This window comes from Lysinibacillus sp. 2017 (assembly GCF_003073375.1).
In the GTDB taxonomy this organism is placed as follows: domain Bacteria; phylum Bacillota; class Bacilli; order Bacillales_A; family Planococcaceae; genus Solibacillus.
The window spans coordinates 653,563-666,305 of the sequence record NZ_CP029002.1 but is presented as its reverse complement, the minus strand read 5'-3'; the positions used below and the strand labels follow the sequence as shown (position 1 = coordinate 666,305).

Genomic DNA, 12,743 nt, shown 5'->3' with positions numbered 1-12,743 from the left:
TCTGCCTGCGATTTTTATTTTATGTTATTTATAAATCTACTTCTTCTTCCTTCCACGTATAATAAACACTTCCCGGTTCCCTTATGATTTCACAAATTTTATCCGCATTGCTTTGTGATTAATAAAGATCACTTGCCCAAAATGATGCAATGCCATGTATATGAGTGTATTTCGGTTATATGTTTCAAGTGGTACCCATACCATATCCATGAAAATATAGGGTGCACCGCATAATGTTCCTAAAATATCCTTTGCAAATTTTTTGGCTACATTTAAATTCGTTGAATAATAGATATCATTACAGCTGACTTGTCCCGCAATAATTCCCATCAAAACGCTGCCATAGTGGCTCACAGGTTTCCCTGCTCATATGGTTAAGCGCTTTCCTACTATTACGAACGTTGTCCATCTTTTTCGTTGCAAAAGTATATCAGCCTTTGTTTTATAAATCGAAGGATATGTACCATCGCCTAGCAAACTAAAATAATATTTTCAACAGTAATTTCATCTAACTTTAATAATTTCTCCAAAATCCCGAAACTATGGCACTTATCTAATTTTTCATGTAAATAATCAGTATGCTAAGTAGCTGAAAAATTAAAAGAAATATTATAGTTCTTATCCTGTGTCCCAACTTGAACTCAGCTAAACAATTTATTCAAAACTGAATTTCCTTTAATCATATTTTTGAAGCACTCATCTTCAATTTCATTAGAAGAACAATTACCTCTTTGAAAATTTGCTAGTTCTATTTGCCGATGCAACTCCACTACATCCCATTGACTAATCTCTGTATGCTTCATTATTTACAAACTGAAACAAAGGTAACGCAGTTGAATAATTTACAGCTATTTGAGTTTGTGAACTAGCATATATATAATTCTGAACAAATTTATTCTTATTTTGATGTGCAGGTACTTTTTGCATGACGTAATCGAATAGCTTCAAGAAATCAGCATCCAAACCGTGATTCGTCGATTTGAAGATTTCGCCATCTACTCTTTTGGCATCGATTAATTCAAATTTAGCATGCTTTAAATTGGCTATAGCAGTTTTTTTGTCTTTCACATCAACTAAATTATCTGTTGTTCCTAAAACTGAATAAATATATGCTCCATTTTTGAATGCCTTATAAATCTTATGTAATGAAAGCGAGTTTTTATCCTTTAAGTACGCTTTTGCCATATAATCATATTCTATTGCAAAAACTGCTTTTCCTATACCTTTGCTTAAATACCGATTACTAGACAAATACACAGGATTTACCCAAGCCGAATTGTCCACTATATAGGTAAATAAATGTGGTGCTAACTTATTTGCAAGATGCAATATATATGCACCTTGAGAATGCCCATATCCGATAATTTTACGCTCATTAAAAACTAAATTATTTTCAGTAAGAATAAGTTTTACAGCTTCGATGGTCGTTATATTATCAATAGCTTGCATATAGCTCATATCTACAAATTCATTTTCAGTTTCTTCGATTGAAGCTTAACAAGGTAATTGAATAGAGTAATCTCCTACTATTTCATATAGTTTACTTGGATCCATTCTAAGTGTTTCGAAATGATCTTCTGATAATGTTTTTTCTAATCCATTAAGTGAATAAGAAAATCCATCATCCCCCTGCATAAATTTACTTCCAAAAAATTCACATTCAACAGTAACTAAATTATATTTATCTGCAAACTCTTCTCGCATTTTTTTATAAACTTTAGAATCAATATTTCCACCAAAACCAGGTACAAATAACACAATTCCGGTTTGTTCATTTGTTCCAATTTGAGGAATAGAATATTCAATTCGATATGTTCTTTCATTATTTCCATTATAAATATTAGGATGGGCTGGTAGTATTATTTCTTGGTTATAAGACATTCAATTACCTCGCTCTTATTAAAAATTCACAATACCCTAAATCAAGTTCTGAATCTATATCTATTGAATTTATTTGATTCATTACAAATGCCAATGTATTTTGTGTTAAAAATGACTGTTCTTCAATTAGACTACTTCTTTTTCCCACATAAACCGCACCATTAAGCGCATAAACTTTTGGCAAATCCTGCCGTCTCACAATTAATTTATCCTGCGGTAACAAAGGCACCATCTTGTCATCATCTAACGTATACATCCAATAAGGCGATTTCTCTGGCTCTGTCACCGACAGACAAAAGTCTCCATCACTAGCTAGTAGCGTTTCAATACAGCCGTCAATATCCTCCCCCGTTCTAAGAGGTGAAGTAGGCTGTAATAATACAACATAATCATATCCAGGACATTGCTCAATTGCATGCAACACTGGTTCAATACCGGGTGTATCATCCTGCGCTAGCTCTAAAGGACGTTTAAATGGTACCTCGCAGCCATATTGTTTTGCTACGTCAATAATTTCATCATCCTCAGATGAAAGAATAAGTCGATCAATATATTTTGATTTTTTTGCTTCTTCTATTGTCCATGCAATTAAAGGCTTGCCGGCTAAATTGCGAATATTTTTACGCGGTACACCCTTCGAGCCACCACGTGCAGGAATGATTGCTAAAATTTTTGGCTTCATACTAAAAGCTCCTTATACTTCTCATTTGCACGATTAAAATCATCCATCTGCCCAATATCCAACCAATACTCATGAATCGGGAAAACAGATGTTTTTTTCTCCTGCTCAATTAATTTTTCAAACAAGGTCGGCATATCGTAAAATACATCAGAAGGAATATAATCAAACACCTCTGGGCTCAACACATAAATACCTGCATTGACAAAGCTACGATGAATCGGCTTTTCCTTGATTGCCGTCAAATCGGTACCATTCGTTTCAATAACACCATAAGGAATTTGATACTCATACTCCCGCACGCACATTGTCGCAGCCGCACCTTGCTCAATATGAAACTGCATCAATTGATCAAAATTCACCTGCGTCAATAAGTCCCCATTCATTACAAAAAATGGCTCTGTTGGACGATTTTCGATTAATGACAGGGCACCTGCCGTCCCCATACGCTTTTGCTCTTCTATGTACTCAATTGTAATTCCGAATGCTTCTCCATTTCGAAAATAATTTTGAATAACTTCTTTTTTATAATTCACAGAAAAAATAAAGTTTGTATAGCCATATAGCTTAAAGCCATCCACAATCGTTTCCACAATTGGTTTATTACCAACACGTAACATTGGCTTTGGAATTTCATTTGTGAGCGGGCGTAATCTTGTCCCTAATCCACCCAGCATTAAAATAACTTGATTTTTATTTGTAGATATCTCAAATTTATCAATAAATAAAATATCCACCACTTCATTCAAGTCATTGACAAGTGGCAATTGCTTTAACTTATTTTTTTTCATAAACTGCTTATACTTTGCCGCGCTTAAACCGCTCTTTGCACTAATTGGCTTCGTATTCATAATAGAACCAACCTTTACATCCAACCCCTCACCGCGCAAAATACCACGACGAATATCGCCATCTGTAACTGTTCCTAGTAATTTACCTGTTTCATCTACTACTACTGCAAATTGTAGTGCACTCTCATCAATCGTTTTCATTGTTTCAAATAGAGTAGATGAAAACTTCACTATAACTTTTTTGTAATTATAAATAATTATGCACCTGCTTACATCTAGTTTCTACTTTTGTTAGACTTCTTTTTTAGCTACTACAATCCATTCCTTCACTTCGTGTTCCAAATTTCCATAGCTTACTTTCTGATACTCAATTCCTTCCAATTTAAATCCTAATAACAATTCTTGAATATCTTCTTCACTACTGAATCGACAATTTCCAGTTCCTTTTAGTGGACCTTCAGCAACAATCCATTCATTGTAACCCACATTAGTTCCCGTTTGATCTCCCCAGCTTCCTGTAGCAAAAGTTTTACTAAAAACTTTTCCGTTTGGTTTTAATACCCTATGTACTTCTGAGAATATTTTTTTAGAGTCTTCAAATGAATTAACATAGATAGCTTCATTGTCGATTACAGCATCAAAAAAATCACCTTCATATGGTAATTGACTAAAATCACCTTGAATAATTTCCCCACTCCATCCAATAACTTCTTCATTAAGTCTTAAATTTGCTCTTTTAACTGCTGTAGCTGAGCCTTCAATTCCATAAACAGTAAATCCCTCTCTTGAGATATACCATACGTTTGCCCCTGGTCCACAACCTAATTCTAAAATTTTTATGTCTCTTCTATTTGGTGCTGAATAAAAATTTCTGGCAACAAATCTAACTAACTCTTCAGGTGGATATTTCCCCCATTCCTTTTCTTTAAAAATCTCTTCCCACACTTCATTCCAAGCCATAATAAAACTCTCCTTCCTATTTTACTAATTAATTAACATTATCCCTTGTTCAGTCTAATAAAATTTAGTCTTAACGATAAAATAATATTCGATTTGTTAAATAACCTATTTCAGTCAAATGTATTTTTTTATATTCATCATACTTTATTTGATTAAAAATCTTATAACCAATTAAAAACGGATACATTTTCTTTGAAAAACCTTTTTTGAAAAATAAAAGAGAATTTGCTGATGAATTATCCGTACCCCCGCCTAAATATAATTTTTTTGCTCCCTGTTCCTTTGCATATTCAGCAAATTTATAAATTAGTATATGACTTATATTTAACATTCTGCCTAAGTTTGTTGTTGCAGATAAATGGTAATCTGCTATTCCATCGCAAAGCATAAATATTGAAGAACCTACTATTTCGTTATTCTCTGTTAACGCATTAAATAAATATACATTATCACAATCTAGCAAATCCTTTATATAATTCTTACTAAAAAAATATTCATCCGATGTTTGTTTTTCATTCATCAGTTCCGTATATATCTCATAAAATTTATCTACATATTGAGATTCCTTCGAGCTAATAATTTGAACACTACTTTTTTTGGCCGCTCTAATGGCTGTTTTTACTCTTGTGCTAAAACTACGGAATATGTCCTCTATTTCTAGATTAATTGCAACTGTATCTCTATTTGTTAATACTTCACCATAATAGTGCTGATCATTTTTAACTAATGGATGAAAGCGAATAAATTCTACTAATATTCTATTCTTATTACACCAAGTAATATATTCTTGGATTACCGTTTCTTTAAAGTTAGTACTTCCTGAAATTAAAGGACCCCCGTATCCATACGGTGTTTGTAAATCTCTATAACCCTCAAAGCCTACTTCTCCGATTAATGCTGCATGATAAAAAAATTGGCCATTCTCTTCTTTAGCAAAAAAAATCGACTTTAAGTTTTCCGAATCCAAACTACTTGCTTCAATGTAGCTTGGATCATAGTAAAATGTTTTTTCATTTATATCAATTCTATTATAAATATCAACAGCCTTTTCAAAATCCACAATCATTGTAGACGTATCTCCTCATCTTTATCAAAGTTCTTAACTGTTTTGAAGCCTTGTATCTCCCAATAATACATTGGTGAAATACCTGTACCTGGTCTTTTAACAGCAATATTTTCCATTGTTAATGTTTCATCTACTTCTATATTCGTTTTAGCAACAATACTCTTTCTAGCGATTGCTATATTTTTAATCTCTGAAGTTGAAGGTATTTTCACACCATTTCCCAGTGCGCTTTCTATTGCTCGAATCGAAGTTACTAATTGTGTAAATTCTTCTGGCTCTGATGATGCTCTATGATCGGGTCCCTGTGCATTTTTATCATACGTAATATGCTTTTCAATAATCGTTGCACCCTTCGCAACAGCTGCAATAGAGACGGCATTTCCCTCAGTATGGTCTGAGTAACCTATCGGAAGTAGAAATGCATTTTTCATTGTGTCCATAGCATTTAAATTTACTTCCTCAACAGGAGCGGGATATTCAGTCGTACAATGTAATAACGAAACATGCTGCTTCAAAAGCTGTTGTCCTTCTACCGTATTATAAGCAATTTTAAAGTTTTCTATAGAAGGATTTTCTAATCCAAGTAAGCCAAATGCAAGCACTCCTAAAGCATCCTGGATTTCTGCTAAAGTTGACATTCCTGTTGATAAAATAATTTGAGGTTTATACTGAGCAACTTTTAATAAATATGGCGCATTTGTAATTTCACCAGATGGAATTTTTATTGTTTTCAACTGTAATTCCTTTAATAAAAAGTCTACGCTTGGCAAATCAAATGGTGTCGATAAAAATTCAATTTCTATTCCTTCACAATACGCTTTTAGTTTTCTAAAATCCTCAAACGTCAATTCTAACTTTTTAACCATTTCTAATTGGCTTTCATCATTACCTGTATTAGAAATTTGATATTCAGCTTTCGGTGCATATGTACTAATAACTTCCTCACTAATAAACGTTTGAAATTTAACGGCATTAGCTCCTGCATTTTTTGCGATATCTATTAATTTTTTTGCAGTATTCATATCGCCATTATGGTTTACTCCTGCTTCTGCTATAATATACGTTTCCATAACTTATCCTCCATAATATTGTTTTAAACATTCCACTATATAATCTATTTCCCTCATTCCCAATCGTTGATCTATCGGAATGGTTAATACGCTGTTGCTCAATTGTTCATCTTCTTCATTTAAGAGAAAGCTTAACGGCCAATGAACTGGACAAAATATATTTTTTTCAATTAAGAACAACCTTAAATTATCTCTATTTTCTTTAATTTGAACGGCAAATCCTAAAGGAACTTCATCTTTTGCCAGCAAACTAAATAGTGGTAATACTTTTCGGTCGAAAAAACGATATTTTTCCAACTCGCTAAACAAATATCGCCAATTTTCAACACGCTTATTTTTGATAAATGTAAAATCAAGACGTTCCATTATATACTTCGAAATAGATGAAATAGACTTTGTTGTAACTTTATTATTTAAAGAAGCTTCACTATTCTTTAATTCATCAATAAAATATTCACTTTTGTCTGTCCAATTCCGAATTATTTTCCCCTTTAATTGATTTTCTAAAAAGGTTTTGTTAGGTTGTTCTAACTCAGCTTCAATTGGATTTTTACTTACCAATAAAGCTCCATCAATTTGCGGTGTAAATTTACGAAAACTAAATATTTCATAGTCGCTGATATTATTTCTAAATGAACTTAAGGATGATTGAACATAATCCTCAATAATAAAAAAATTTCTGTTTGATAATGAGTTTAGCCAATCAATAACGAGCTTATTTTGATGCCCAAAGTAGTGCGCAAATAAAAAAACTTCCCCATCTTGAACAAGAGGCAAATGTGATTGATTATTTAATGTTTTGCCTAATGAATAATATTTAATCTCATAATTACGTTCTTTGAATGGCTGCTTTACTGCATCACATATATATGTTGGTAAATGAACAACTTTCTTGCTAGGTTTCTTTTCAATATCCATAAGCGCTAGTAAAATTGCTGAACGACCAATATCAGTCCAAATATAATTGAGGTGCATAGGTAGAAAATTTTCAAATAAAGATTTTGGTGCTTCTACTAATTGCTCTATCGATAATTCAAAATCTCCACCAACACGTATCTCCATAAGGTTCACCTCACTTATCGTAAAATTTCTTTTGTATAATATTCTTTAAATCTATATTTTTCAGAATACGAACAATATCTTCTGAAGTAGAATCGCCATCATATTGCAAATCTAGCTCTTTGAAGCTCTCTATAAAACCAGGTTCAACTGCTCGACTAATTGCATGTATAATACTTCTACTATCATTCTCACAATCTATAATTGTATTGCTTTTAGCACGTCCTAGTTGACGATTTCCAATATTTACTGTCGGTATTTCTAAAATTGGTGCTTCTACTATGCCACTTGATGAATTACCGATAACGGCTTTTGCATACTTTAATGTACTTAAATACCTTAGGCTGCCTAACGATGTATATACTTTTACTCGTTCATGATTCAATAATGCATACTCATCTATGATTTCATTAATCATTCTTCCTTCTGAATCTGCATTCCCTTTTGTAATAATTACGTTATAGTCCTTAAAGTAGTCTATCGCTTTTAGTAATTGTTTAATTTGTCTGCTAGCGTCATCTGTTTGCAAAGTAGTTGGATGATATGTGACAATAAACATTTTCTCTATAGACATATTAAAGAACTGTTCTAATTCTTTTTTTGTTAGGAAATCCATTTTTTTTATATTCTCTACTCCTGGATCTCCAACATTAAATACGAGGTGAGGCTGCTCACCTAACTGAATAATTCGATTACGATATTCTTCATTTGCCGGGAAATGAATATGACTCATTTTAGTAATAGAATGTCTAATCACGTCATCAATCGCACCCTCAGTAATTTCCCCACCTGATATATGTGCAAGTGGAATCTTTAAAAACAAAGCAGTTTGAGCAACCGCTAGCATTTCAAAACGATCCCCTAAAATAACAATAATATCTGGTTTCATACGATCAAAAACAGTCGAAAATTCTAAAATGCCTAAAGCAACCGATTTAGCCATTCCTACAGAAGTATCGCTTGAAAGTAGAATTTCTACTCTTTCATTAATCTCAAATCCATCTTCAACAATCTCATTTACTGTATAGCCAAATTCTGAAGATAAATGCATACCCGTTACTAATAATTGCAACTGTAATTTATCTTCAACTTGAATCAATTTAATAATTCTTTTTAATAATCCATATTCTGCTCTTGTACCAGTAACGACACAAATTTTTTTCTTTTGCATCTGAATATCTCCTTATAACTTATAAAATCATACCTACAGATATGACTATTTCATAATATAGTATAATTTATAATGGCGTACTCGGAATATTAACAATACGTTTCTTCAACATATCCGTTACCATTAAATCCATCATCGGACCAGCTTTATACATCTCAAGCTCATGCATCGGCTGCCAAATCGGACGACTCATCACACCATGCTCATTTAAAAATGCCAGTACCTCATCACGATTTAACGATTCATCTAACACCAAAGTTTGCAGCCAATAATTGCTGTTACTATGGTCAGGTTGCTCGAATAAACGAACTCCTTCTAACTCAGCAATTAATTGTTCATATTTAGCTGTCAGTTGTTTTTTCTGATCTAAGAATTCAGCGATTTTTTCAAGCTGTGCACAACCAAGTGCAGCATTAATATTCGGCATACGGTAATTATAGCCGATTTCATCATGCACATATTCCCACTTATGAGGGACTTTCGCTGTTGTCGTCAAATGCTTTGCATAATCTGCTAATGCTTCATCATCTGTTAGAATCGCACCACCGCCACCGGTAGTAATGATTTTATTGCCATTGAAGCTCATTGCATTGACCTTACCAAAGCTGCCTGTGTGTTTTCCTTTATAATACGTACCTAAAGATTCCGCAGCATCTTCTACTAACGCTAAGTGATATTTCTCCGCTAATTCAACTAGCATATCTACATGTACCGCATGACCAAATGTATGCATGGGTACAAGTGCTTTGATGCGGCGATTTGTTTGCTTATTAAATAGCTCACCATTTCTTACTTCTGCAATGTCATTTAAATAAACTTCTAGTTTAAATGGATCCACACCTAATGTATCTTCGTGTACATCAATAAAATGAGGGATTGCTCCACAGTAGCTCACTGCATTGGCTGTTGCAATAAAAGTAAGCGACGGCATTAGCACTTCGTCGTCCGCCTTTACCCCCACTACCTTTAATGCAATATGCAATGCCGCTGTGCCATTGACAACCGCAACAGCACGTTTTACGCCAATAAATTTCGCTAAATCCTCTTCAAAACGTGTGACATACGCACCTACTGAAGACACCCAGCCCGTTTTCACACAATCTGTTAAATATTCTAGCTCTTTTTCATTAAATGTTGGTTCATGTAAAGGCACAAAGTCTTTTCCATACATTCCTTTGACTTGTTCTACAAATTGCATCCATTGCTCATTCATATATTATATACATCTGCCTTATATTGAGATAAATTTTTCATATTAGTAAACCATTCAATTGTTTCCTCTAAACCACGACGGAAGCCTTCTTTGCCACCAAATTGTGGTTCCCAACCAAGTAAATCCTTCGCCTTTTGATTCGCAGCCCAAAGACGCTCTACCTCACTTTTTTCTGGGCGCAGGCGCTGCTCATCTGTTTCAATTTTTAAATTAACACACATTATATCGGCAATTATTTCAGCTGTTTCACCGATTGATACTTCATAATTTGAGCCAATATTGATAACCTCACCAATTGATTTCTCCGAGTTCATAACTGAAATAAAGCCTTGAACTGTATCTTTCACATAATTGAAATCACGTGTCGGGCTTACTGCACCAAGTTTAATCGTTTCCTTGCCATTCGCTAGCTGACTAATAATTGTCGGAATAACGGCACGCGCTGATTGACGTGGACCATATGTGTTAAACGGACGAATAATTGAAACTGGTGTATCAAATGAACGATAAAATGATAATGCCATTTGGTCTGCGCCAATTTTTGATGCTGAATATGGTGATTGACCTTGTAACGGATGATCCTCATCAATTGGAACATATAGCGCTGTACCATACACTTCACTCGTAGACGTATGCACAACTTTTTCGACACCAAGTTCACGTGCAGCTTGAACAACATTCAGTGTCCCGTTAATATTCGTGTCGATATAGGTCGCTGGTGAATGGTATGAATAAGGAATCGCAATAAGCGCCGCTAAGTTCAACACATGTGTACATCCCTTCATCGCTTCCTTCACACCGAATGGATCACGAATATCACCTGTAAATACATCTAGTTGTGATTTAATATCCTGAGGTGCATTATCTAGCCAACCCCATGAATTAAATGAATTGTAATAGCAAAATGCGCGAACATCGTGACCTTCACGGATTAGTTGCTCTGTTAAGTGAGAGCCGATGAAACCATCAGCTCCTGTTACTAAAATTTTCATTATCCATTATCCTTTTCATTGAAAATTTCACTTTTCTTTAATTCTTGAAATGCTGGTTGCACATACACTACTGCTGCTAAAATCGTTTTTACAAAGCTTCCAAAAATTTCAATAAATAACTCTGTTTTCTTTTGAAGACTTGAAGTAGCCTGCACTTCAATTGAACGTTTAACAAACTGCTCATGCTGTACACGTACAATAGGAATAATAATAGTATCATAGAAAAGTGTATATTTTACTTGTCTAAACTCTAGATCGAAATCTACAAGCTGTTTCTGAATATTTTTATACATCCCTAATTTATGCGTATTTTGAATGACTTCAATTTTTTCAAGGACTCTTTGCAAATTCTCCCACATTACATCAAAGCTATCTTCCAAAATTTTGTAATTTTCTTTTGTAGCTTCCATAGAATATTCACTCTCTAATTTTCCAAAAAGTTGCTGTACGACATTTTGATTTTTTAACTTTGTTTCCAAGACACTTTCCAATTCTTCAAAATTTGTACCCTCAATATAAGCTCCTTTTTTTGTCGTATTAATGACTGGGATATGTGGATTTTTCCGTATAAAAATTTCTAAAGTCTCTTTCATACTCAAATAAGATTCATTAGTCAACATTTCATTGCCATAAACGTCCTTCACTTTAATGGCATCTTTTATTTGCCGTTCACTAATTTTATTTTCCATATTTACATATTTAATTTCCTCTGCATAAAATGTATCATTTAAATAACCCAAATTTTGTCCAGCTAAAATAATAGGCTGCATCTTTAATTTAAAAAGAATTTGTAAAGTCATGACAGCAACTGATGGCGAGTCTGAAACGACAATTTCTGATGGTGGCTTTAATAAATGCTCTGCCAATGTATCCTGACTTGTAATAAAATGCACCATCTTACCAGGATAATTATGTAAAGTTTCAAAACCAACAGAGCTCCCAAAAACAATTGGGATATTAAATTTATTATCTTTAATCGCCTTTGCAACTATTTGGTTTGCTTCTGTAGGGTCATAAGTAAAAAATGCATCCGGCATAATGTTAGCTGTAATTAAAGCATTAACTGCTGATCCAACAGCAAAAACATAAGCTCTTCCCTCTTCTTTTATTCGACGAATAACTTCTAAGTCAAATGAAAGTGAAGGTCCCGCCGAAACCAAAATGACTGGTTTCCCTGCAAAATCAGCATTATTCTCACTTAATAATATATTCGGTGTAGTCATAACTTTAGGTGCATTAATTATCGAATTAATAATCCATCTTTGTTGGAATGCTGCATTCGTACCAAGAGAGTCTTTTTTCTTTTTTAAATTCGTAACGACTTTTTCACTAAAATCATTTATTTCTTCTTTATAAAATGTATTTGTAAATGGTAAAATAACATCAATTGATTTTCTTGTATAACGATCAAAAAATTTCTCCATATCCTGAATATCAGTAGGTATTGTAAAGATTTCTTTAAATCGTTCTTGTTTAAATTTACTCAAATCTTGAGTTGCTAAAAATGTTTCTAAAATTTCTAAATCCATCTCATAAATGGATATTTTTATATGTGGGTACTTTTCCAAAACATCTACAATATGATAGCCTAATCCTGTACCGATAAATAATATATGTTCATAATTACTTAAATCTTTAATGCCATTGTAAATAGAAGGGATTTCTCGAAGAGGATCATATTTACTATGTACATAATTATTATTTCCATCTCTTTCTACATACAAAGTCGCAACACCTCTTTTAGAAGGTACAATTTTAGCTAGTCGTTGTTCAATCGACTCTAGCGCAACTATTTTTTTATAAGTATTAGGATTAATGTTTCTTAATAAAATACGATTATTTACAAGTATCATATTTCTCC

At 33.3% G+C, this 12,743-nt stretch carries 13 protein-coding genes; all 13 read right to left on the bottom strand.

Going from position 1 to position 12,743, the window contains the following annotated elements:
- Positions 1–81 precede the first annotated feature (81 nt).
- Positions 82–333, bottom strand: coding sequence for a hypothetical protein (locus DCE79_RS02935; RefSeq protein WP_159083043.1), 252 nt, complete (start codon positions 331–333; stop codon positions 82–84).
- A 450-nt stretch (positions 334–783) separates the two neighbouring features.
- Positions 784–1,488 (bottom strand): DUF2920 family protein, encoded by a 705-nt coding sequence (locus tag DCE79_RS02930; RefSeq protein ID WP_255417979.1) that lies wholly within the window; start codon positions 1,486–1,488, stop codon positions 784–786.
- A gap of 6 nt (positions 1,489–1,494) precedes the next feature.
- Entirely contained in the window at positions 1,495–1,881 is a 387-nt protein-coding gene (locus DCE79_RS02925; protein WP_108711629.1) for a DUF2920 family protein, read from the bottom strand.
- Between the two features lie 4 nt (positions 1,882–1,885).
- Positions 1,886–2,563 carry an acylneuraminate cytidylyltransferase family protein gene (locus tag DCE79_RS02920; RefSeq protein ID WP_108711628.1) on the bottom strand — a complete coding sequence of 226 codons (678 nt, stop codon included), beginning with the start codon at positions 2,561–2,563 and terminating at the stop codon, positions 1,886–1,888.
- A complete protein-coding gene (locus tag DCE79_RS02915; protein WP_369916796.1) occupies positions 2,560–3,582 on the bottom strand; it encodes a nucleotidyltransferase family protein in 1,023 nt (340 codons plus the stop codon). The genes DCE79_RS02920 and DCE79_RS02915 overlap by 4 nt, the downstream gene beginning before the upstream one ends.
- Positions 3,583–3,642: 60 nt before the next feature.
- Positions 3,643–4,311, bottom strand: coding sequence for a class I SAM-dependent methyltransferase (locus DCE79_RS02910; protein WP_108711626.1), 669 nt, complete (start codon positions 4,309–4,311; stop codon positions 3,643–3,645).
- Positions 4,312–4,381: 70 nt separating this feature from the next.
- On the bottom strand, positions 4,382–5,377 hold the full coding sequence (locus tag DCE79_RS02905; RefSeq protein WP_108711625.1) for a peptidoglycan bridge formation glycyltransferase FemA/FemB family protein: 996 nt from the start codon (positions 5,375–5,377) through the stop codon (positions 4,382–4,384).
- Entirely contained in the window at positions 5,374–6,447 is a 1,074-nt protein-coding gene (gene neuB / locus DCE79_RS02900) for an N-acetylneuraminate synthase (RefSeq protein ID WP_108711624.1), read from the bottom strand. The genes DCE79_RS02905 and neuB overlap by 4 nt, the downstream gene beginning before the upstream one ends.
- 3 nt (positions 6,448–6,450) lie before the next feature.
- Positions 6,451–7,509: an aspartate aminotransferase family protein gene (locus tag DCE79_RS02895; RefSeq protein WP_108711623.1), complete on the bottom strand. Its 1,059-nt coding sequence runs from the start codon at positions 7,507–7,509 to the stop codon at positions 6,451–6,453.
- A 10-nt stretch (positions 7,510–7,519) separates the two neighbouring features.
- Complete coding sequence (gene neuC / locus DCE79_RS02890; protein ID WP_108711622.1) at positions 7,520–8,677, bottom strand: UDP-N-acetylglucosamine 2-epimerase; 1,158 nt, start codon at positions 8,675–8,677, stop codon at positions 7,520–7,522.
- Positions 8,678–8,744: 67 nt separating this feature from the next.
- Positions 8,745–9,890, bottom strand: coding sequence for a LegC family aminotransferase (locus DCE79_RS02885; RefSeq protein ID WP_108711621.1), 1,146 nt, complete (start codon positions 9,888–9,890; stop codon positions 8,745–8,747).
- Positions 9,887–10,882 (bottom strand): NAD-dependent 4,6-dehydratase LegB, encoded by a 996-nt coding sequence (locus DCE79_RS02880; protein WP_108711620.1) that lies wholly within the window; start codon positions 10,880–10,882, stop codon positions 9,887–9,889. The genes DCE79_RS02885 and DCE79_RS02880 overlap by 4 nt, the downstream gene beginning before the upstream one ends.
- Complete coding sequence (locus tag DCE79_RS02875; RefSeq protein WP_159083041.1) at positions 10,882–12,735, bottom strand: motility associated factor glycosyltransferase family protein; 1,854 nt, start codon at positions 12,733–12,735, stop codon at positions 10,882–10,884. Before DCE79_RS02875 ends, DCE79_RS02880 begins: the two co-directional genes overlap by 1 nt.
- Between the last annotated feature and the right edge of the window lie 8 nt (positions 12,736–12,743).

What these genes read in the sequence shown, in the direction of transcription:
- DCE79_RS02925 (WP_108711629.1), bottom strand. Translation starts at nt 1,881, where the DNA reads ATGTCTTATAACCAAGAAATAATACTACCAGCCCATCCTAATATTTAT.
- DCE79_RS02920 (WP_108711628.1), bottom strand. Translation starts at nt 2,563, where the DNA reads ATGAAGCCAAAAATTTTAGCAATCATTCCTGCACGTGGTGGCTCGAAG.
- DCE79_RS02910 (WP_108711626.1), bottom strand. Translation starts at nt 4,311, where the DNA reads ATGGCTTGGAATGAAGTGTGGGAAGAGATTTTTAAAGAAAAGGAATGG.
- DCE79_RS02905 (WP_108711625.1), bottom strand. Translation starts at nt 5,377, where the DNA reads ATGATTGTGGATTTTGAAAAGGCTGTTGATATTTATAATAGAATTGAT.
- neuB (WP_108711624.1), bottom strand. Translation starts at nt 6,447, where the DNA reads ATGGAAACGTATATTATAGCAGAAGCAGGAGTAAACCATAATGGCGAT.
- DCE79_RS02895 (WP_108711623.1), bottom strand. Translation starts at nt 7,509, where the DNA reads ATGGAGATACGTGTTGGTGGAGATTTTGAATTATCGATAGAGCAATTA.
- neuC (WP_108711622.1), bottom strand. Translation starts at nt 8,677, where the DNA reads ATGCAAAAGAAAAAAATTTGTGTCGTTACTGGTACAAGAGCAGAATAT.
- DCE79_RS02885 (WP_108711621.1), bottom strand. Translation starts at nt 9,890, where the DNA reads ATGAATGAGCAATGGATGCAATTTGTAGAACAAGTCAAAGGAATGTAT.
- DCE79_RS02880 (WP_108711620.1), bottom strand. Translation starts at nt 10,882, where the DNA reads ATGAAAATTTTAGTAACAGGAGCTGATGGTTTCATCGGCTCTCACTTA.
- DCE79_RS02875 (WP_159083041.1), bottom strand. Translation starts at nt 12,735, where the DNA reads ATGATACTTGTAAATAATCGTATTTTATTAAGAAACATTAATCCTAAT.